Origin of the sequence: Curtobacterium sp. PhB25 (genome assembly GCF_004365375.1) — a bacterium.
Taxonomy (GTDB): Bacteria; Actinomycetota; Actinomycetes; order Actinomycetales; family Microbacteriaceae; genus Curtobacterium.
On record NZ_SODR01000001.1, the window covers coordinates 770,119 to 792,570 of the forward strand.

General features: G+C 71.4%; 15 protein-coding genes. All 15 read right to left on the reverse strand.

The window, feature by feature from the left end; all coding sequences use genetic code 11:
- On the reverse strand, positions 1-669 hold the full coding sequence (locus tag EDF51_RS03540; protein WP_134193857.1) for a hypothetical protein: 669 nt from the start codon (positions 667-669) through the stop codon (positions 1-3).
- A 70-nt stretch (positions 670-739) separates the two neighbouring features.
- Entirely contained in the window at positions 740-2,611 is a 1,872-nt protein-coding gene (locus tag EDF51_RS03545; protein WP_132100285.1) for an FHA domain-containing protein, read from the reverse strand.
- Positions 2,612-2,634: 23 nt separating this feature from the next.
- The gene (locus tag EDF51_RS03550; RefSeq protein WP_133937043.1) at positions 2,635-5,094 is read right to left on the reverse strand and encodes a transglutaminaseTgpA domain-containing protein; all 2,460 of its coding nucleotides are present in this window, start codon (positions 5,092-5,094) and stop codon (positions 2,635-2,637) included.
- A complete protein-coding gene (locus tag EDF51_RS03555; protein WP_134193859.1) occupies positions 5,091-6,503 on the reverse strand; it encodes a DUF58 domain-containing protein in 1,413 nt (470 codons plus the stop codon). The genes EDF51_RS03550 and EDF51_RS03555 overlap by 4 nt, the downstream gene beginning before the upstream one ends.
- Positions 6,500-7,471 carry a MoxR family ATPase gene (locus EDF51_RS03560; protein WP_123294288.1) on the reverse strand — a complete coding sequence of 324 codons (972 nt, stop codon included), beginning with the start codon at positions 7,469-7,471 and terminating at the stop codon, positions 6,500-6,502. Before EDF51_RS03560 ends, EDF51_RS03555 begins: the two co-directional genes overlap by 4 nt.
- Before the next feature lie 69 nt (positions 7,472-7,540).
- The gene (locus EDF51_RS03565) at positions 7,541-13,420 is read right to left on the reverse strand and encodes an Ig-like domain-containing protein (RefSeq protein WP_134193861.1); all 5,880 of its coding nucleotides are present in this window, start codon (positions 13,418-13,420) and stop codon (positions 7,541-7,543) included.
- On the reverse strand, positions 13,417-14,829 hold the full coding sequence (locus EDF51_RS03570) for a serine/threonine-protein kinase (protein ID WP_132100281.1): 1,413 nt from the start codon (positions 14,827-14,829) through the stop codon (positions 13,417-13,419). The genes EDF51_RS03565 and EDF51_RS03570 overlap by 4 nt, the downstream gene beginning before the upstream one ends.
- Positions 14,830-14,969: 140 nt before the next feature.
- Complete coding sequence (locus tag EDF51_RS03575) at positions 14,970-15,791, reverse strand: protein phosphatase 2C domain-containing protein (protein WP_123294286.1); 822 nt, start codon at positions 15,789-15,791, stop codon at positions 14,970-14,972.
- Between the two features lie 3 nt (positions 15,792-15,794).
- A complete protein-coding gene (locus tag EDF51_RS03580; RefSeq protein WP_132100280.1) occupies positions 15,795-16,568 on the reverse strand; it encodes an FHA domain-containing protein in 774 nt (257 codons plus the stop codon).
- 52 nt (positions 16,569-16,620) lie between these two features.
- Entirely contained in the window at positions 16,621-17,199 is a 579-nt protein-coding gene (locus EDF51_RS03585; protein WP_132100279.1) for a hypothetical protein, read from the reverse strand.
- 104 nt (positions 17,200-17,303) lie between these two features.
- On the reverse strand, positions 17,304-18,074 hold the full coding sequence (gene yaaA, locus EDF51_RS03590; RefSeq protein ID WP_347876520.1) for a peroxide stress protein YaaA: 771 nt from the start codon (positions 18,072-18,074) through the stop codon (positions 17,304-17,306).
- A complete protein-coding gene (locus tag EDF51_RS03595; protein ID WP_017885743.1) occupies positions 18,071-18,334 on the reverse strand; it encodes a F0F1 ATP synthase subunit epsilon in 264 nt (87 codons plus the stop codon). The genes yaaA and EDF51_RS03595 overlap by 4 nt, the downstream gene beginning before the upstream one ends.
- A gap of 1 nt (position 18,335) precedes the next feature.
- Positions 18,336-19,790, reverse strand: a complete 1,455-nt coding sequence (gene atpD, locus EDF51_RS03600; protein ID WP_065959250.1) for a F0F1 ATP synthase subunit beta — start codon at positions 19,788-19,790, stop codon at positions 18,336-18,338.
- Positions 19,791-19,837: 47 nt separating this feature from the next.
- Positions 19,838-20,740, reverse strand: a complete 903-nt coding sequence (locus tag EDF51_RS03605; protein ID WP_123339744.1) for a F0F1 ATP synthase subunit gamma — start codon at positions 20,738-20,740, stop codon at positions 19,838-19,840.
- Positions 20,741-22,369, reverse strand: coding sequence for a F0F1 ATP synthase subunit alpha (gene atpA / locus EDF51_RS03610; RefSeq protein WP_123339745.1), 1,629 nt, complete (start codon positions 22,367-22,369; stop codon positions 20,741-20,743). It abuts the gene before it with no gap.
- Between the last annotated feature and the right edge of the window lie 83 nt (positions 22,370-22,452).

Below are 22,452 nucleotides of genomic sequence, written 5' to 3' on the forward strand. Positions count from 1 at the left end.
TCACCCGACGAGCTCCGGCAGTACCGGGAGCACCGGTCTGAGCGTGACACCACATCGGTCGGGTGGGCGACGGACGGTGCAGCCGTAGCGGGTGACCTCCACCGCGGCGTCCCACAGCCCTGGCATCGCTCCGAGTCCCGGGACGAGCACGACCGTGCCGCTCGGGCGTCCGGAGCGGTCGAGGCGAGCGAGCACCGCCGTGCCGTCGGGCAGCGTCGTACCGTCGGGCAGCGCCGGGTCGTCGCCAGTTTGGGTTCCGATTCTGCCGGCTGCGCGGAGGTCGTCCCACGGATCGGCGGTGGCGCGGAGCTGTTCGGCGATCGCCCGGAACACCGCGGCGGCGAGTGCCCCGGTGCCGACGACCACGACGTGACCGGTCGTGTCGGTCTCCCACGGCACACCGTCCGAGCCGTGGCCGAGCAGGAGCCGTCCTGGTGCGCTCGGACAGTGGGACTCGATCGCCGCTGCGGAGTAGTCGCCGGACAGCGACTCCGGTTCGCGGCGTCCGCCTGCGCCGGACCGGTGCAGCAGGACGTCGAGCACCGCGCAGCACCCGGCGGCTGCGAACACCACCGCACGGGAAGCGCCGTCGAGGGGCGCGAACACCCCGGCGAGGACGAGCACGACGGCGGTCCCGACCAGGACGCACCGAGCAGCGAACGGGGTCATGCCTCCATCGCAGCAGGACGGCGGCGTCTCCGGGGCGCCGACGACCGATCTGTGGAGAAGTCCGGCAGCGCTACTGCACGAGGAAGAACTGCTCGCCGATGTCCACCCGAGCCCCGCGCTCCACGCGGTACCGACGGCCGGGCTCGCAGCGACGGATCGAACCGTCGATGTGGCGGACGACGGTGCCGTTGCCGGAGAACCGGTCGGACACCCACAGGTCGTCACCGTCGCGGCCGAGCTCGAGGTGGGTCTTCGACACCGACTTGCCCGGGTCGTGGACGGTCAGCAGGTCGTCGTAGCGCTCCCCCGGCTGCGGACGAGGCAGACGACCGAGCAGGCCCGTGCCGTGCACCCCGAACCGCTCGCCCGTGCTGAAGTGCAGCAGGAACGGCGCGCGCGTCGGGGTCTTCGAGACGATGCGGGTCTCGTCGACGTCCTCGTCGAGCTCGTCGGCGTCCGCACTGGCCTCGGGACGGTCCGACGGCGGGAGCGGGAGCTCGGGTGCCGTCGCCCCGGGGAGCGGAGGCAGCGGCGCGGCGAGCGGGGCCTGCGCCGGCGGGACCCAGGACCGTTCGGAGTCCTGCGGTTCTCCGTGCGGTGCCGCGTCCCCGGGCTCGGTCGGCTCGGTCACCGGCGCCGCGTGTGCGCCGCGGGGACGGCCACCCGGGCGCGAGGCCTCGCTGTCCGGCAGGGCCGACTCGTCGTCGGCGGCGGTCTCGTCGGCCACGTCCTCGTCGGACCCGGTCTCGCCGGACCCGGTCTCGTCGCTCGAGGCCTGATCGTCCGCAGGCGCATCGACCGGGATCTCGTCGTCCGGCGCGTCGGTCGACGACGACCCGCCGGCTCCGGCCGACTCCACGCCGGAGTGCTCGGTCGCCCAGTCCGGACGCGCCATCGGCAACGGTACGACCGGTCCGGTGAACGCGGCGGTCACGGCGGGGCGGACTGCTCCGCACTCGCCGCAGAAGATGTCGTCGGGCTCGAGGCGGTTGCCACAGACGTGGCAGATGGTCGTGGCGTGCATGCCCGGCGTCACGAGCGGCGCGGGCCGCGGCGGTCGGCGGTCGATCAGGGGCTCGACGACGGCGGTGTCCCCCGGCTGCGGCGGCGAGACGACGGGCACGGCTGCGGTCGGTTGTCCGAGCGCACCGTCCTGCACGGGCTCGCCGGAGCGGGTGGACGTCGTGTCGTCAGCACCGTCGGTGTCGGCGTGCACGGCTGCGTCGTCCGTCGCGTGCGGGGACGCCGCGGTGTCGTCTGGCGTGTCGTGGGACGTGTCACGGGGCGTGTCGTCAGCGACGGTCGGTGCACTCGGGACCGGCGGCACGACGGGAGCCGGATCAGCTCCGGCATCGGTTGTGGCGCCGCGACCGACCCACCAGGACGGGCCTGCCGGAGCCGCGGACGGGGCCGGAGCGACCGGCGGCGCCCACACGGGTGCCGGCGCCTCGTCAGCGGCCGGCGGGGTCACGGGACGGTCCTCGACGGGAGCCAACCGGGTCCGCTCGGGGTCGTCGGCGAGGGCGTCGGCGGGCTCGGAGCGGTAGGCGTCCGGGTCCAGTGGCGGTTCGTCCTGGGCGGGGACGGCGTCGGGCTGCGCGGCCGCGTTCGACCAGTCGCCGAGGCCGGAGCCCGCTCCGTGCACGTGCGACGGTGCCTCGCGCGGGGCGAGGTCGTCGGGGCGTTGCACGGGCACCGCGGTCGGGGGTTCGGTGCTGCGGCGGTCGGCACCGGTCAGCCAGGCGCGGGTGGCGGGGTCGAGGGTCGACTCGGGCAACCACGCGTCGGCCGCAGGGTCGGAGCGACGTCCGTGGGAGTCGGGCTGCTGCAGGGGCGGTGGCGGCGCCTGCTCGACGGGGGTCGGAGCGACCGGCCGGCGGCTCGCTCCGGCGGTCACCGCGCGTCCGCACTCACCGCAGAAGATCGCCCCCTCCGGGAGCATCGATCCACAGTGTTCGCATCTGATCACGGTCTGCCTCTGTCCTCACTCGGCCGTCCACGACGCTCGTCAGGCCTCCGGCCATCGTAGTCACCGCGTCTCGCCGAGCCCTGACCGGTGGTGGCGCGCGGCCGTTCGGGTCCCCGCAGGGACCGGAGCGACACGGCGGTGCGGAACCGCTCACGGCGGGTCCGACCGGCGCGCAGGGTCCCCACCGCATCGTCCGTCGCCGACCACATCCGGTCGGCGGCGGCCTGGTCGACGTCGCTCGGTCCGAACACCGCCCGGTCGGCGAGGGCGGCCAGTCCGGTCCCGCCCTCACCCGGAGCGCCGGTCACGGTCTCGCGTCGTGTGGCCGATCCGGCCACGTCGTGCCCACGGTCGAGGAGCGCATCGCGGTACTCGTCCCAGGCCCCGACGATGCGACCGCGCGGCGTCGGAGCACGACGGCGCCGTCGGCGGCGGACCCGCTTCAGCAGGACGATCACCCCGAACGGCAGGAGCACGAGGGCGATCAGCCCCAGTGCACCGAGCACCCACGGCAGCGCTGCGAGCAGGATCTGCAACCACAGCGGCTGCACGGGCGGCGTGTTCCGGTCGCTCTGCGGCGGCGCCTGCTGGTCCTGGTCCTGCTGGTCGACGGGAGGCGGCGGCACGACGGTCTCGGGACGGGTCACCGGCTGCGGCGTCTGCTGCTGCTCGTTCGGGATCTCGCGGACACTCGGGTTGGGGTTGAGCATCACCCACCCCCACTGCGCGGTGTCGACCTCGATGCGCGCGGTGACGTCCGAGCCGCGGAACGTCGTGGTGCCGCCGCTCGCCGACGCCCCGCCGGACCCCGAGTCGCCGCCTGCGGTGAAGCCCATGACCACCCGTGCCGGGAACCCGAGCTCGTCGGCCATCAGCGCTGCTGCGGCGGCGTACTGCTCCTGGTCGCCGATCATCAGCGGCGACGTCAGGAGCTCCTGGATGCGGTCGGCGCCGTGCCCCGAACGGCTCATCCGGTCGTCACCGACGCCGTGGCTGACGTACCCGTTGCGCTTGAGCGCCTGGATCACCGCGACGAGCTTCGCACCAGAAGTCGCATCGGCGTCGGTCGTCGCCTCGACCGTCTCGCGGACGGCGTCCGGCACGTCGCGCGCCGTCGGGACCGCGGCACTGCCCGGGCGGGCGGCCGCGAGCTGCTCGTCCGTCGGCTGGTCGGGGACCACGGCGGTCAGGTCGTAGGAAGTGCCTTCGCGGACACCGCCGACCACGGCGCCCGTCTGCGTCGAGCCGTTGTAGAAGAAGGAACCGCGCTCGTCGTCGGCGTCGGTCCCGGTGAAGTCGACGCGCTCCAGGTCCCCCACCGTCGGCAGCCAGACCCCGCTGTAGCCGTCGACGGTCACCCCGACGCGCACCGTGGTGCCGTCCACGCCACGGACGTCGACCGACGTCGGCACGCGCTCGAACGTGCCCGACGACGAGGAGCCGTCCGACCCGCCGACGCGGTAGACCACGCCGTCGTAGGTGTCGAGCGTCGCGATGCGCACGAACCCGTTCTCCGGCAGTCCGGTGACCCGGAGCTGTGCGGTGTCCGCCGCGCTCTGTTCCTCGTACGCGCGGAAGCCGCTCAGCGGGCTGACGTAGTCGCGGGGGTCGAACGGCTTCACGACGTCCGTGCGGGCGACGGTGCGCTCGTTGGCCGGTGGCGCGACCAGCCCGAGACCCGTGGCGACGACGGCCGCCGCGACGATCGTCCCCGTGCCGACGAGCGCGGGGCGCACGACGGACCGAGCGATCGGCACCGGCGACCCGATCGTGGTCGCCACGGCGACCGCGCGACGTGCGTGCCGCACCGTCAGCGCCCACACGAGCGCGACGGCGACGAGCACGACGGCCGTCACGATCGACGTGTCCAGCCGGCTCGGTCCGACGACCACCCCGATCGCGAACAGCACCAGTGCCGGGATGCTCGCGAGTTCCTGCCTGGAGGCACGGGTCGCCACGCTCACGGCCGTCACCGTGGCGACGAGGAGCGTCACGAAGTACGGCACGAGGAGCGCCTCGTACGAGCCGACCGGCAGGCTGATGGTCACCAGCTGCTTCCACCCCAGCGCGACGCCGGCGAACAGCGCGAGCAGGCCCGGGCCCGTCGGCAGAACCCCGTTGGCCTGACCGGGCACGGCGGCGGGTACACCGGCGAGCGTGAACGCCGCCACCGTCGCGATCGCCACCACGACCAGCGGCAGCCGCAGGACCGCGCCGACGAGGGCGACGAGGGTGCCGAACGCGATCGCGGTCACCGCCGCGACGATCATCGAGTCGTCGCGGTAGACCGGCCACCACGACACACTCGCGATCGCGAGCAGGAGCCACACGACGAGGGTCCCGCCGGCCAGACGGAACGGCACGAGCCGCCGGGCATCGCGTCGATCGGAACGCCGGGTCGACCGACGGGCACGCTCCGCGGGCGGCGTCGGCGTGGCCACCGGAGGGGCGCTCACGCGGCGGCCGATCGGTGCAGGGCGTGCCGGAGGTCGTCCAGGTAGCCGATGGTCATCACGGTCAGGCCCGCGACCCGCAGGAACCGTGGCTGTGCTTCGGGCTCGCAGATCACCGCGACGACCTCGACCCCGACGGGGAAGCGCGTCGCCGCGAGCCGGAGCGCCGGCAGTCCGATCGTCGAACCGACGACCAGGAACGCCACCGAGATGCCCTCGGTGTCGCTGCCGACGATCCGGGAGACCTCGGCGATGGGCAGGCAGGCCTCGGCGAGTCCGACCGAGGCGAAGTCGTCGAGCAGGCGCGTCGGGGTGACCGTCGGCAGGGTCCGCACCGCGTAGACGGCACGCTTCGCGAACTCCGGGGTGCGTTCCGACACCACGACCGAGACCTCTCGGCCGTCGCGGATCGCACGGGCACCGAGCGAGGCCGCAGCGCTCACCGCGAGCTCGAACTCCTCGTCGTCCCCGAACTCCGACCGGGCGATGCCGAGTGCCACGACCAGGTGCGAGCGGCGCGTGTCCTCGAACTGGCGCACCATCAGCGCGCCCGACTTCGCCGTCGACTTCCAGTGGATGGTGCGGGGGTCGTCACCCGGCATGTACTCGCGGATGGCGTGGAACGCGATGTCGGCCGGCGACAGGTCGGTGGTCGCCTGCCCCTCGAGGTCGCGCACCAGCCCGGTGCTCGTCGACGGGATTGCGATCGTGCGCGGGTGCACGATGACCTGTTCGCGTGCGGTCCAGACGACCTCGCGGCGGACGAGACCGACGGGGTCGGCGCGGACACCGGTGACCGGACCCACGTCGAGCACGCCGCGGCGCACGGTCGGTACGGGCACCAGCTGCTCGAACGTGCCGTGCGCGCCGATCGCCGGGATCGCGACGTCGACGAGCCCCGGGCCGACCGGCACCTCGACCGTCGTCGGCACCGAGGGCAGACGCGTCGGGTTCTCCGCCGTGACCACCACACCGGCCTCGTCGCCGACCGCCACACGGTGCTGCGGCAGGCGCATCCGGATCACCAGCCGCGTGCGGCCGATGAGCGCGATCGCGGCGACGACGACGAGCACCGCTCCCGCGAACCCGACGACGACGATCTCGCGCAGGCCGAACCGGTAGCCGGCCACGAACGCGACGAGCGTGAGGGCCGCGACCGTCCACCCGAGCCCGGTGACGACGGACGAGACCTCGCCCCAGGAACGCTTGACGAGCCTCCAGGCCGTTGCCCAGACCCGGACGATCCCGACGACCGCATCCGCTGCGACGCCTTCGCGGTCACCGACGATCCGTGAGCGGACGTTGGTCAGGCCGGCGACCGTCCCCGTGCGCTCGTACGCCGTCGTCCCGCGACGCGACCGCGTCGAGGACGGACGGCGTGAGCGCGTGGAGATGGGCCGGCGGTCCGTCACGTCGTGACTCGGTCGGCCGGCGGCGGCGTCTCCACCAGCAGCTGTGCGATGACGCTCGGCGCGCTGACACCGTCGAACTCCGCCTCGGCGTCGAGCACCAGGCGGTGCGCGAGCACCGGGACGGCGAGGGCCTTGACGTCGTCCGGCGTGACGTAGTGGCGGCCGCTCAGCGCAGCGAGCACGCGTGCCGAACGGATGAGGCCCATCGCGCCGCGGACGCTGACGCCCAGGCGGACCTCACTGGCCGAACGCGTCGCGTCGACCAACCGTGCGACGTAGTCGGCGATGACGGCGTCGACGTGCACCGTGCGGGCCAGCGCGGCCATCTCGGTGATCGTCGCCGCGGGCACGACACTCGCGAGCGGAACCGATGCCGACGGAGCAGACGAGGTCTCGAGGATCTTCACGGTGGCGGCGTGGTCGGGGTAGCCGATCGAGGTCTTCATGAGGAACCGGTCGAGCTGCGCCTCGGGCAGACGGTACGTGCCGGCCTGCTCGATGGGGTTCTGCGTCGCGATGACCATGAACGGAGCCGCCAGACGGTGGTTCACGCCGTCGACCGTGATCGCCGACTCCTCCATCGCCTCGAGCAGGGCCGACTGCGTCTTCGGGCTCGCACGGTTGATCTCGTCGGCGAGGACGATGTTCGCGAAGACCGGGCCGCGGTGGAAGTCGAACTCCTGCGTGCGCTGGTCGTAGACACTGATGCCGGTGATGTCGCCGGGCAGCAGGTCGGGGGTGAACTGGATGCGGTTCGTCGTCCCCTGCACGCTCTGCGCCATCGCCCGCGCCAGACTCGTCTTGCCCGTGCCGGGGACGTCCTCGAGGAGCAGGTGGCCCTCGCTGAGCATCGCCGTCACCGCGAGGCGGATCACGAACGTCTTCCCGAGGAGCACCTGCTCGACGTTGGTCACGATGCGGCCTGCGACGTCGGCGAACCAGGTGGCCTGCTCCGGGGTCATGCTCATGCGGGGTCGTTCCTCGTTCTCGGGGATGGCGGTAGGTGCAGCGTACGGTCAGCGGGCGGCGGAACCGGGTCAGCCGGGCGCGGGTTCCGGATCGGGCTCACTCGGCACGGACGGCTCCGGCTCGGGGTCCGGCACCGGCGCCGCTGCGATCGGGAACGCATCGGTCACGGCGTCGGACTTCTGCGAGCTCGAGCCGTCCGTCGCGGTGACCGTTGCTCGGACCTTGACGGAGCTCGCGCCGAGTGGCGGAGTCGGCGCGGTCTCCCCGGCGTTCCAGCTGTCGGTCCCGCGGAAGATGTTGCCGTCCTCGTCGAAGTACCAGTACGCGGTGTAGCGCACCGAGATCCCGGAGCCGCTCGGCCCCGTCACCGCGATCGGCTGCCCCTGCTGGGCAGCGGTCACCGAGAGGTTCGAGTCGAGGGCCGTGGCGTTGCCCGTCCACGATTGGTCGTCGGGCGTGCAGAACGTGCTGCCCGGTCCGCCGCAGGCACGCAGGAGCATCTGCGCGGACACGTTGCGCGCTCCGGACCCCGGCACGCCTGTCCAGGTCTGGCCCGGCTGCAGCGTGATCGGCTGCCCGCCGGTCTCGAGCTGGTAGTGGTGCGCGTTCCGCGAGGGAGCCGTGACGCTGACGTTCCAGAGGTTCGTCCCGACCTGCACGACGTCGACGGAGGGTCGTCCGGTCCCTGTGGGACGTTCGTACGTCACCGCGTCCGTGTACTCGACGTTGCAGAAGTAGCCGTTCGACACGGTCACGGCGTACCGCGTCGACCCGCCGCCGACGCCGTCGTCGCGCGTCGGGCTCGACGAACCGATCGAGCCGGACGGGGTGGCAGCGCAGTCGACGTTGCCCGAGCGGAACACCCCGTACCGCAGTCCGGACCCGCCTGCCGCGTCGGGAGCACCCCAGGTCACGGTCACGGTCGACTTCCCCGAAGAGTCCGCCTGCTCACCGGCGACGGCTCGGACGTTCGTCGGCTTGCCGGGCGTCCCGACGGCCGTACCCGTGGCCGATGCCGAGTTCCACTGCACGACGGTGCCGTTGCGGTCCGCGTCGTTCCGGGCCGAGATCGTCACCTTGTACTGCGCGGCGCTCTGGGCTCCGGTGAACGAGGTGCTCGTCGCCGTGCCGGTGTGCCGGGTACCGGACAGCCCCGGTCCCTCGATGGTGACGATGTAGTCGTCGACCGCGCTGCCACGGTTCGGAGCGGGAACGGCCTTCCACGCGACGTCGAGCTGGTTCGGCGTCGACCCGTTCGGTGTGACGGTGATGCCCTTCGGCGGCGCCGGCACGTAGTCGGCGCTGATCGTGGCCGAGCTGCCCGACGGCTTCGAGTCGCCGATCGCGTTCGTGGCGATGACCTGGAAGCGGTACGACGCCTTCGGGTCGAGGCCCGTCAGGGTGCAGACCGTGGCGGTGCCGCAGTTCTTCGCGACGCCGTTCGTGCCGGTGACGCGGTACCCGGTGATCGGCGAGTTGTTGCCCTGCGGGGTCGACCAGGTCAGCGTGGCCTGGCCACCGTCGTAGGACCCGGTCCGGGTTGGCGTGCCGGGGGCGTCGGGGACGTCCTGCACCGAGATCGTCACGTCACCCCAGACGTAGCGGTCCGGGTCGTTCGTGGCGTCGGCGACCTGGTACTGCAGGTGGGCGTCCACCGGCTTGGCGCTGTCGGAGACGCGGACCTGCAGACGGGTGCGGTCGCCGCTCGGGGTCACGGAGACGCCGCTCGGCAGCCCGCCGGACAGACCACGGATGTTCACGACGCGCAACCGCTGTCCGGGGAACGGGTTCGTCGGCTGGTCGTTCGTCAGGACGTCGATGGTGGTCGTCGCACCGCGCTTGGTGATCGACCGGTCGGCGCCGGGTTGCACGAGCGGACGCGTCGAGGCCACGACCCCGACGGTCACGGTGCCGGCACGTCCGGCGTTCGCGTCGTCCTGCACCCCGATGCCGATCGACGCCGTGGTGTTCTTCTTCGCGGTGTCGGCGACCGTGATGGTCAGCTGCTGCTTGGAGATCGTGGCGGTGGTGCCGGCCGCTGGACGGCCGACGACGGAGTAGCGCAGCTCCGGCAGGTCCTTCGGGTACGGGTAGTCGGTGAGCTTCGTCAGGTCGACGGTGCGCGTCTCACCAGGCTGCATCTCGACCGCCGAGCCGGTGAACGCCGGCGGCTGGTTCGACCGCGGCGTCACGGTGACCGGGAGCACGAGCGTCGCGACCCGCCCCTTCCCGCCGTTGGCCGCGGAACCGTCCGTGACCTCGAACGAGATCGACGCGTTGCCGTAGTACAGCTTCGACGAGGTGAACTGCAGCGTCGACGAGTCCACGACCAGGCTCTGGCCGTTCGCGTGCGTCGCCTTCACCGTGCCGCGGTCCGTGATCGTCGCCGTCTGGCCGTTCGCGGTCACGACGTAGTCCTCGAGCGGGATCCGGACCGTCGCCTCGCTCTTCACGGTGACGGCACCGGCCGAGCGGTTGATCTGCGGCAGGGCGTCGTCGAACCCGGGGACGTTGATGAAGCCGTAGGACACGATGTCGGGGTGGTCGACCCGTGCGACCGAGAACGGGATGACCTGGGACTCGTCGGTGAGCCGGACCGTGATCCGTCCGTCGTCGGTGAGCCGTGCGGTGTCGCCGTAGCCGTCGACGATCCCGACCTGCAGGTCGGCAGCGGTGCCCTCGGCGAAGAAGACGTTCTCGAGCACGTCGACGGTCACGCTCTCGCGCCGCAGGATGTCCTGCAGGTCGAGGGTCGTGTCGTCGACCTCGGGGCGGAGGGGTTGCGCGTCCGGGTCGACCGTGACGGTGAGGAACGCGGTGCTCGATCCCCCGCTGGCGTTCGCCACCGTGTAGAGCACGGCGTAGTCGCCCGACTTCGCGGTCTTCGGGGGTGTGACCCGGATCTGCTGCTTCCGCAGGATCTTCGCCGACACGTCGTCGGCGGTGGGCTCGGCCGCCGACACGGTGAGCTGACCCCCCTCGGGGTCGGAGTCGTTCTGCAGCACCCGCACGGTCACCGAACCGCCGGGTCGGATGGTCACGTGGTCGGCCTCGGCGACGGGGTTCGACGCCTGTTCGGCCCGGGGGGCGATGCCCACGCGGACGGTACCGGTGGCACGCGCGCCGAGGGCGTCGACCACCGTGTAGGTGAACTCGTCGGTGCCGGCCGAGTAGTCGCCGGCCTCGTAGGTCAGCGCGTCGGACGCGACGTCGGTGACGGAGCCCTTGTCGGGGTTCGACCCGACGCCGACGAGCTGCACCGAGTCGCCGTCCGGGTCGATCCCGTTCAGCGGCACCGAGATCCGCACCGACGAACCCGCCACGACCCGGGCGGTCACGGTCTGCGGGACCGGCGGGTTGTTCGTCGCCGCGTCCCGTTCGCGCACCGAGATCGAGACGGCGGCGTCGGCGTACTGGCCGTCCGGACCGGCGACCCGGTAGACGGCGGTGTAGTTGCCGGGGGTCTTCGGCGCGAGGTAGCGCAGGTGGTCGCCCGAGGCGAACAACAGACCGCCGTCACCGGGCACGTTCTGCACGAGCTCGGGCTCGAGGGTCAGGGGCTCGCCCTCGGGCTGGGTGTCGTTGTCGAGCACGTCGATGTTCGCGACGTCGCCGACCCGGACGGTCGCGCTGTCGGGCTGGGCGACGGGCGGCTGGATCCGGTCGGGCTTGGGGATCTCGACGACGGTGATCGTGCCGGTGGACGACGCCAGGCCGTTCGTCTCGGTGTACCCGAACGACACCGGCCCGTCGAGCGGTGCGGTCAGCGTGACGCGCACGGTGTGCTGGTCGAGGATGCTCGCCTGGACCCCGCTGCCCCGCACCGGTCCGTCGAGGGCGGTGACGAGCAGCACCCCGCCCGCCGGGTCGATGTCGGTCGCGGTGACGTCGGTGTCCTTGCTCGACAGCGTGTTGACGAAGACCGTCTTCGGGGTCGTGATGGGCGCGGTCGAGGCGTCCGGCGGCGCGAGGATCGTGACCCGGACGATGCCGCTCGACGTCTTCACACCGTCGGTCACGGTGTACTCGAGCTGGTGGTCGCCGGCGCTCGCCCCCTGCACCCGGAACGTGCCCGCGTCGTAGCTCGGGGTGACCGTCAGCCCCGCCGACGACGACACACTCGTGAGGGTCACGGTGCCGTTGCCGCCGCGGACGTGGTCGAGCGGCTCCACCGTGAAGGCCTTGCCGGCGTAGCCCTGCACCGGGAACGGGTCGGCACGCAGCGGCACACTCCCCTGCTTCGCCACGCGCACGGTCACCGAGCCACGGCCGTCGGCGCGTCCGTCGCTCACGACGAGCTGCACGGCACGGTCACCCGTCCGGCCGCTGTCCGCCCGGAAGTCGAGCAGGCCGTCCGGGGTGGTCGACACCCGGTCGCCGTCCGAGGCGGTCGCGGACTTCAGGTACACCGGGTCGCCGTCGGGGTCGACCCAGTCGCCGAGCACGCTGCTGACGACGTGTCCGTTCTGCACCACGTCCGCCGAGGTGTCACGCACCTGTCGCGGGGCCTCGTTCTGCGACTCCGGCCGCACCGTGACGCGGACGGTCGCAGTGTCCGACCCGCCGTTGCCGTCGGTGATCGTGTACGGGAAGGTCACGGTGCCGGTCGCGCGCGACGACAGCGTGACCTGCAGCCGTTGGCCGTCGGCGACGATGGCGACGCGGCCGGCGGACTCCGAGATGGACCCGACCTCGCTCACGATGATCGGGTCACCGTTCGGGTCGTAGTCGTTGAGCAGGACCGGGAGGCTCGTGGTGCGTCCCGGACGAGCGCCCAGGTCGTCGTCCACCGCCACCGGCGGCTTCTGGTCCTTGTCGACCTCGGGGTCGTCGTCGGAGACCTGCTCCTGCTGCTGCTCGTCGTCCTGCTTGATGAGGTCGGCCCAGTTGTCGATGAGCTGGCCACTACGGTCGATCGCCCAGGAACGACCGCTCGACGGGTCGTTGGCGACGACGGTCTGCCCGTTGTGCAGGATCTGCATCGTGCTGGTCCCGCCGGTGCTCGCGAGCCGCTGGAGGGCGTTGCCGTCGCAGGTGTCGATCGCCTGGCCACCGGCCCACGCCGCGTAGGTGCAGGACCCGTCGACGTAGGGGCGCGCCGCACGCCCGGACACCTGGAGCGCGGTGGCGTCGACGGCCCCCGAGGCGCTGACCCGGACGAGTCCGGCGGTGCCCGCGACGGTGACGTCGGACGAGGTGTCCGACGAGCGCTGGAGCACGGGTGACGCGCCGACCCGGTCGCCGAGCTCCGCGGTGCGGCCGTCGATCGACAGGGCGCCGCTGGTGCGGTCGAGCACGGCCAGGTGGCCGTCGAAGGTCGCGACCTGGAAGTCGTCGGTGCGGTCCATGTCGACCTTCCACCGTTGGTCGACGGACAACGTCGATCCGACGTCGACGAGCGATGCCGTGCCGGTCTTCGCCGAGTACACCGCGACGTGTCCGTCCGAGGCGTCGAAGACGGTGTCCGCCCCGAGCGTCAGGTCGGCCTTGGTCGAGGCGTCGAACTCGGCGAGGTCGGCCGCGGGCGTCGCCCACAGCTCGCCGGTGTCCTGGTTGCCGATCACCGCGGTGTCCCCCGCGAAGAAGACCTGGGGTGTCCCCGCGGGCAGGGTCACGGCGTCGCCGACGGTGGCGTCGGCGACGTCGACCTTGGCCACGGTCCCCTTGGTCTGGTCGACGCTGTAGACCATGGACCCGCGCTGCAGCACGGCCAGGTCGTCGCTCGCGGTCTCGACGGCGGTGTTCAGCTGGAGGACCCCGGTGTTGGCCCGGCCGACCGCTCCGTACTCGGCGGAGGGCACCCAGACGGTGCCGTCCCCGAGGTCGACGCGCTGCGTGTGGTACCCGGTCGAGACGATCGCGGTCGTCGCGACGACCGCGGCGACCAGGATGGAGACCCCGGTGGTGACGGCTGCGGATCGGTGCTTCGCGACGAGCGCGCGGATCACCCGGTGCTCCCGACGGTCGCGCACTTCTGCGCGCTCGCTGCACCGGTCTTGCCGTCGCGGTTGACCGCGACCGCGATGCACTCCTCGTCGCCGCGCTCCCCGGAGACGACGAACGTGGTGCCAGTCTGCTGGCTGGACGCGCCGTTCGACGAGATGACGTAGGTGTCGCCGCTCTTCAGCCCCGGGTCCGCCCACGAGAACGACACCGCCTGCGCCGAGGGCTGTGCGCGGACGTCCGCCACCACGGGGATCGCCCCGGCGCCGAGCCGCCCGACGACGACCACGGTCGCGATGGCGAGGGCGGCGACCACGACGACGGCGAGGGACGTCGCCCAGACGAGTGTCGACCGGGTGCGTCGACGAGCACGTGTGACCGATCCGGTGCGGTGGACGGTGCCGACGCTCTGCGAACCGCCGGCGACGACGCCGCCCTGGACCGCGCGACGGGTGCGGCGACGGGCGCCGACCCGCGACGGCGGCTGGAGCTCCCGGATCATGGTCCGGTCGCCCTCCGGGGTCGGGGTCGCGATTGCCCACGCCTCGACCGCGACGTCGGCCGCGGTCTGCGGGATCCCGAGCTCGGCCTCGACCTGCTGGAACCCGCGCACGAGTTCGAGCACGGTCGTCGGGCGCGACGGCACCTTGCGGGACAGCGCGGTGGCGAGCAGGCGCTCGAGCGACGGTGGGACGTCGGTGCGACCGGTGGGCTTGACGCCGCCCTTGTCGATCCGGCTCATGAGGTCGCTCGCACCGTTCTTGCCGCCCCGGACCTCGAACGGGCTGCGGCCGGCGAGCAGGGAGTACACGGTGGCGGCGAGGGAGTACACCTCGGACTGGATCGTGCCGCGGGACTCGTCGATCAGGACCTCGGGAGCCGACCACGGGATCGACATGCCGATGGGCTCGTCCGGGTCGGTCCCGCCGATGGTGGCCGCGATGCCGAAGTCGGACAGCACGGGGTTGCCGTACGCCGTGAGCAGGATGTTCGACGGTTTGATGTCACGGTGGAGCACGCCTTCGCGGTGCGCGGTCTCGAGGGCGGACCCGATCCGGACACCGATCGAGAGCACCTCGGACACCGGGATCGGCTCCCGCCGGTACCGCTCGCTGAGCGACGAGGAGCACAGCTCCATCACGAGGTACGGACGTCCGTCGGCCGCCACGCTCGCCTGGAACACCGTGAGGATCGACGGGTGGGTGCTGAGCCGGGCCATCAGGTTGGCCTCGGCCTGGAACATCTGCCGGACGCGGTCGTCGACGACCTCGTCGAGCAGCACCTTCACCGCGACCTGACGACGCGGCATGTCCTGCTCGTAGAGGAAGACGTCGGCGAAGCCACCGGAACCGAGGACGTGCACGGGGCTGAAGCCGCCGATCACGGGCGGGTTGGACGGCAGGCGACGCGCCATCGCTATCTCCTCCCCGGCCGAGCGGCCAACTCTCTCGTCGTGGCACAGTCATTGTACGAAGCGCCGGTGACCGTCGATCCGCACACCGACCACCTGTGGACGGGCGCGCTCCCCCAGTTCGGGGGGTCCTGTGCCGGCGGTCAGTGCCGCGGCAGGGTGTCCTCGAGGTCGCCGTCGTCCGGGGCGGCGTCGACCTGGAGCACCACGACGGTGACGTTGTCGCGGCCCCCGGCGACGACCGCGTCGCCGACGAGGCGTTCGGCGAGTCCCTGCGCACCGGCTTCCCGCGCCGCGATGCGCGCGATGCCGGCGTCGCCGAGCTCCTTCGTCAGGCCGTCGGAGCAGACGATGTACCGGTCGCCCGCGCGGAGCGGCAGGGTCCACCAGTCGGGCGCCGGCGGTTCGCCGAACCCGACCGCGCGGGTGATGACGTTGCTGTCCGGGTGCTGTTCGGCGTCCTCGGCCCGCAGCAGCCCGGCGTCGACCATCTCCTGCACCACGGAGTGGTCCACGGTGACGCGGCGCAGCACGCCGTCCTCGATCCGGTAGGTCCGCGAGTCGCCGACGTTGAAGACGAGGGCGGCCGGCTGCCCGAGCGACGCGACCAGGGCGATGCCGGTGACGGTCGTGCCCGCTCCGATCGCGTTGCCGCCGGCTGCGCGCTCGATGTCGGCCGTGGCGAGCAGCAGCGCCCGCTGGATGCCCTGCCGCGTGGTGAAGGGCTCCTGCGTCACCTGCTCGAGTCGACGCACGACGGCGTCGCTCGCGCGGTCGCCGGCGAGGTGTCCGCCCATGCCGTCGGCGACGACGAAGAACGGCGCCCCGACGATGTAGCTGTCCTCGTTGTGGTCACGGCGACGACCGACGTCGGTCGCGGCTCCCCACGAGAGCGTCAGGGTGGCGCCGTCGGCACCGGGGACGTCGATGGCGTGCGCAGTCGCTGCTCGGCCGAGTTCGGTCACGTTTCAGGATCGCTCTCTGGGGGTTCGGGGCGTGCCGTGTGCTGTCTGGTCGGTGGGCCACGGGGGAACCGGTGGGAACCCGTCTGCCGTCGGCGCGACCCGGAGGTACGGCGAGAGGACCTCGATGGCGTTGCCGTCACCGACCTCGACTACCGTACCCGTCAGCGCGACGATCGACGCACCCGATGCCATGCGGTACACCGGCGCGCCGGCCGGTCGGACGACGGTGCCGTTCGTGGACCGCAGGTCCTGCACCACCACGGCTTCGCCCTCGGCGTGGATGCGGACGTGCGAGGACGACACCTGCCCGTTGGCGGACCGGACCGTCACGAGTTCCGGTTCGGGGCCGCTGGTGATCCGCGGCAGCGACGGACGCCGTCCGATGACGACCGGGTGGTCCAGGCGGAAGGTCCGGTCGCCGATGCGGATCGACGGCACGCGCGCCGCGGGCGCGGCAGGGGCGGACGGGAGGCCCGTGGCGGCTCCGGCGGGCACGCTCGGTCCGGCGGCGCTCCGGACACGGGCGCGGACGACCGTGTCCTCCGGGTCGGCTCCGTCGTCGGCAGGATCGTCGGCTCTGTCGTCGGCACGGTCGCCGGCTCCGTCGTCGGCACGGTCACCGACCGGTTCGGACGGCTCCGTGCGCGGCCGGATGACGGTGTCGCCGAGCACGTCGTCGAAGCGATCGCCGGCACCGGCACCGCGGGGTCGCCGGATGACGGTGTCCTCGATGTCGTCGTCGCGCAACCGGAGCCCTTCGGATGTGGTGTCCTCCACCGTAGACGATCCGGTCGACCCGTCACACCGCGCCGTCGGCCGTCCGCGCTGGTCACGATCGGTGCCGGTCACGACGGGGCCCGGCCCACGTCGGCGCACTGCCGGCCAGGACCGACCGCAGGACCAGCCCGGCGAGCGGGTCGTCGGCACGGGTCTCGAGGGCGTAGCGCGCCCGTGTCTCGGCGCGGGCCGACGACCCGAGCGCCCACGCACACCAGGCCCCGAGTGCGAGCGCACCGGCGGCTCCGGCCGTACAGTCCACCTGACCACCCTCGGCGCGCCAGACCCGCCAGGCCTCGGCACACCGGTCGCCAGCCGTGCGCAGACGAGCACGGTCCGGTTCCGGTCCGAGGCCGTGCAACGCCGGCGGCGTCGGCTCGTCGAACGGGTCGAACCCCCGGATGGCCCGCGGATCCGGCTGGTCTCGGGCGGCGAGGAACGGGATGAGCGCCATGCGGGTCGACAGCGCACCGCAGGCGGTGACGATCGCGATCGCGCCGACGCGGGAGCAAGCGCCGACGCCGGACGTGACCAGCGCTGCGGCCGCTGCCGGGAGGGTGACCGCCGCCGCGATCTCGCGAGGGAACCGGACTGCGGTGTGGTCGGGGGTGTGTGCCGTCAAGGGGATCATGCACGCCATCGAAGCGTGATCCGGGCCTCCAGTCAGGCACGAACCGACCACCTGTGGACAGCAGCGCCCCGGCCCGACCTGTGGAGGACGGACCGGGGCGCTGATCAGACGGTGACGGGTTCCAGGCTCTCGGCGACCAGGTCCCAGCCGGAGTCGCTGCGTTCGACCACGACGCCGTTCGCGGCGGCCCAGTCCACAAGGTCGTCCATGGCCGTGACGACCGCTCCGGTGCGCGCGAGCAACGCGACCAGTCGGCCCTTCGCCGTCTTGTTCCAGTGGTTCAACGCCCGCCGCCGACCGGAGCCGTCGATGCTCACGACGCGCGGGGCGACCGCCTCCGGGACGGGACCGAGCTGGCGGTAGCCCTCGGACCGGAGGTCGAGCACCAGGCCGTCCGCCCGCTCGGCCAGGACCCGGGACGAGGCCGCGGGCCAGTGCGACGCCAATCGGATCGTCCCGAGCCGGGAGTCGTGCGACAGGCGGTACGCCGGGATCGGGTCACCAGCACCGATCGGTCCGAACATGGCCGACTGCACGACCACGTGGTCGTGCCACCACGCCCGCGTCGACGCGTCGGCGGTCTGCGCGCCGAGGGGGTCGTAGAGCACCCCCGTGTAGCGCTCGATCGCCGGCATCGTGCCCGACGTGTCGAGTTCGAGGTTGCGGAACCGTTCGGCGATCGACTTCGGGCCGAGCTTCAGAGCCGTCCTGGCCGAGGACTCCTCGGAACTGACGGAGCGGGCCGCGGTGATCACCGCGGCCCGCTCTTCGGCCAGTTCCGGGAACGAGAGTGCACGCAGATCGAGCGTGCGGCTCGTGTCCCCACCCTCCCGCTTCGTCTCCGAAGGCGGGAGGAGGACGGTCAGTCCGGTCAGGACGCCAGCGCGGCCTGCCGCGCGACGATCGTCACCGTGTCGTGCTCCACCGACAGGAAGCCGTCTTCGGCGTCGACCGCGACGGTCGACCCATCGGCCCGCGTGATGCGGACCTGACCCTGCGCGAGGATCGCGAGCATCGGCTCGTGTCCCGCCAGGATGCCGATCTGGCCCTCTGTCGTGCGTGCGACGACCATGGTGGTGTCGCCCGACCAGACCTCACGGTCGGCCGAGACGACGCTCACGTTGAGACCCGCCATGTCAGCGGTTCTCCTTCTGGATCTGTGCCCACTTCTCTTCCACGTCGTTGATGCCACCGACGTTGAAGAACGCCTGCGTCGCAACGTGGTCGAACTCGCCGTCGGCGATGGCGCGGAAGGACTCGATGGTGTCCTTGAGCGGCACCGTGGAGCCCTCGACGCCCGTGAACTTCTTCGCCATGTACGTGTTCTGCGAGAGGAACTGCTGGATACGACGAGCGCGCTCGACCGTGATCTTGTCCTCTTCGGAGAGCTCGTCGACACCGAGGATGGCGATGATCTCCTGCAGTTCCTTGTTCTTCTGGAGGATCTGCTTGACGCGCGTGGCCGTCTCGTAGTGGTCGGCGCCCAGGTACCGCGGGTCCATGATCCGCGACGTCGAGGTCAGCGGGTCGATCGCGGGGTACAGACCCTGCGACGCGATCTCACGCGAGAGCTCGGTGGTCGCGTCGAGGTGCGCGAACGTGGTGGCCGGAGCCGGGTCGGTGTAGTCGTCAGCCGGCACGTAGATCGCCTGCAGCGAAGTGATCGAGTGACCACGCGTCGAGGTGATGCGCTCCTGGAGCACACCCATCTCGTCGGCGAGGTTGGGCTGGTAGCCCACGGCGGACGGCATGCGACCGAGCAGCGTCGAGACCTCGGAGCCGGCCTGCGTGAAGCGGAAGATGTTGTCGATGAAGAGGAGCACGTCCTGCTTCTGGACATCGCGGAAGTACTCCGCCATCGTCAGCGCCGACAGGGCCACGCGGAGACGCGTTCCCGGCGGCTCGTCCATCTGGCCGAACACGAGGGCCGTCTTGTCGAAGACCCCCGCCTCTTCCATCTCACCGATGAGGTCGTTGCCCTCACGGGTGCGCTCACCGACACCGGCGAACACCGACACACCGCCGTGGTCCTGCGCAACGCGCTGGATCATCTCCTGGATGAGGACCGTCTTGCCGACGCCCGCACCACCGAAGAGGCCGATCTTGCCACCCTGCACGTACGGGGTGAGGAGGTCGATGGACTTGATGCCGGTCTCGAACATCGAGGTCTTCGACTCGAGCTGGTCGAAGGCCGGGGCCTTGCGGTGGATCGGCCAGCGCTCGGTGATCTCGAGCTTCTCGTCCGTGTTGAGCACGTTCCCGAGGACGTCGAATACCTTGCCCTTGGTGACGTCGCCGACGGGGACCGAGATCGGAGCGCCCGAGTCACGGACCTCCTGGCCACGGACCAGGCCGTCGGTCGGCTTCAGGGAGATGGCACGGACCAGGTCGTCGCCCAGGTGCTGGGCGACCTCGAGGCCGATCTCCTGCGACGAGTCACCGATGGTGATGGTCGTGAACAGGAGGTTGTACATCTCCGGGATTGCGTCGTGGGGGAACTCGATGTCGACGACGGGACCCGTGACACGGGCGATCCGGCCGACACCGGGCGCCGACGACGTCTCGACCGCGGTGGTTGCGGTGTCGGTCATGGCTGGTGCCTTCCTGAGGGTGGGTATCTGTCCGCGAACGACGCGGACTACTTCTTCTTCGACGAGAGGGCGTCGGCGCCGCCGACGATCTCGGAGATCTGCTGCGTGATCTCCGCCTGACGCGCGTTGTTCGCGAGTCGGGTGAAGTCACGGATCAGCGAGTCCGCGTTGTCGCTGGCCGCCTTCATCGCCTTCTGACGGGCGGCGTGCTCGGAAGCAGCCGACTGCAGCATGGCGTTGAAGATGCGGCTCTCGATGTAGACCGGGAGCAGCGAGTCGAGCACCGCATCGGCGTCCGGCTCGAACTCGTAGAGCGGCAGGGGCTCGTTGCCCTCGGGCTCCTCGACCCCTTCGACGACCTCGAGGGGCAGCAGGCGAACGACCTGCGGCTCCTGCGTCGCCATGCTGAGGAACCGGTTGAACACGATGTGGATCTCGTCCACGCCGCCTTCTGCGGTGTCCTGGAGGAACTTCGCCACGACGGCGTCGCCGATCTCCTTGGCCGTCGAGAACTCGGGCTGGTCGGTGTTGCCGACCCACTGCTGCTCCGACGCGCGCTCACGGAACGCGAAGTACCCGACGGACTTGCGGCCGACCAGGTAGTAGACGACGTCCTTGCCCTCGCTGCGGAGCAGGGAGGCGAGCTCCTCGCCCTGCTTGAGGACGTTCGTGCTGAACGCGCCGTTCAAGCCGCGGTCCGAGGTGAAGAGCACCACGGCCGCACGGGTCGAGGACTCCGGCTCGGTGGTCAGCACGTGGTCGACGTTCGAGAACGTCGCCACGGCCGACACCGCACGCGTCACGGCTCGCGAGTACGGGCCGGACGCAGCCATGCGGGCCTGCGCCTTCTGGATCCGCGACGCCGAGATCAGTTCCATCGCGCGAGTGACCTTCTTCGTGGTCTTCGCGGACTTGATTCGCTGTCGGTAGACCCGGACCTGCGCTGCCATCTAGCGACGACCCTTGACGATCTGCTCCTGGTCGACGTCCTCGGAGTCTGCCGCGTCGAACTGCTCGGAACCGAGGGTCTTGCCGTCGCTCGTCTGGAAGCTCTTCGTGAACTCGTCGATCTGCTTCGACATCTCGGCGACGGTCTCGTCGCTGAGCTGGTTCGTCTCGCGCAGGGTCGTGAGGACCTCGGAGTTGCGACGCAGGTGGTCGAGCAGTTCGGACTCGAAGCGCAGCACGTCCGGCACCGGGACGGTGTCGAGCTTGCCGTTGGTGCCGGCCCAGATCGAGACGACCTGCTCCTCGACCGGGTACGGCGAGTACTGCGGCTGCTTGAGGAGCTCGGTCAGGCGGGCGCCACGGTCCAGCTGACGACGCGACGCCTGGTCGAGGTCGGACGCGAACATCGCGAACGCCTCGAGGGAGCGGTACTGCGCCAGCTCGAGCTTCAGCGTGCCGGAGACCTTCTTGATCGACTTCACCTGGGCGTCACCACCGACGCGGGACACCGAGATGCCCACGTCGACGGCCGGACGCTGGTTCGCGTTGAAGAGGTCCGACTGCAGGAAGATCTGGCCGTCGGTGATGGAGATGACGTTGGTCGGGATGTACGCCGAGACGTCGTTCGCCTTGGTCTCGATGATCGGGAGACCCGTCATGGAACCGGCGCCGAGCTCGTCGGACAGCTTCGCGCAACGCTCCAGCAGACGGGAGTGCAGGTAGAAGACGTCACCCGGGTACGCCTCGCGCCCCGGCGGACGACGCAGGAGGAGCGACACGGCACGGTAGGCCTCGGCCTGCTTCGACAGGTCGTCGAAGATGATGAGGACGTGCTTGCCGGAGTACATCCAGTGCTGGCCGATGGCCGAGCCGGTGTACGGGGCGAGGTACTTGAAGCCGGCCGGGTCGGACGCGGGGGCGGCGACGATGGTGGTGTACTCCATCGCGCCGGCGTCCTCGAGCGCTCCCTTGACGGAGGCGATCGTGGAACCCTTCTGACCGATGGCGACGTAGATGCAGCGGACCTGCTTGTCCTCGTCGCCGGACTCCCAGTTGGCCTTCTGGTTGATGATCGTGTCGATCGCGATGGCCGTCTTGCCGGTCTGGCGGTCGCCGATGATCAGCTGACGCTGACCACGGCCGACGGGGATCATCGCGTCGATGGCCTTGATGCCGGTCTGCAGCGGCTGGTGGACCGACTTGCGGGCCATGACGCCGGGAGCCTGGAGCTCGAGGGCGCGACGGCCCTCGGCAGCGATCTCGCCGAGACCGTCGATCGGGGCGCCGAGCGGGTCGACGACGCGACCGAGGAAGGCGTCGCCGACGGGGGCGGAGAGGACCTCACCCGTGCGGGTGACCTCCATGCCCTCTTCGATGCCGGCGAACTCGCCGAGCACGATGGCGCCGATCGAGTCTTCATCGAGGTTCTGCGCGAGGCCGAGCGTGCCGTCCGCGAAGCGGATGAGCTCGTTGGCCATGACGCCGGGGAGGCCCTCGACGTGCGCGATGCCGTCGCCGGCGTCGGTGACGTGCCCGACCTCGGCCGTGGAGGCCTTCGTCGGCTCGTAGTTCGAGACGAAGTCCTTCAGGGCATCACGGATCTCATCGGGGCTGATGGTGATGTCTGCCATGGGATTTTCCTTGTGGTTTTCCGGGGCCCTTCGGCTCCGAGAGGGTGACGCTGCCGGACTCGGCAGTTCCCGTTGTGGACTTG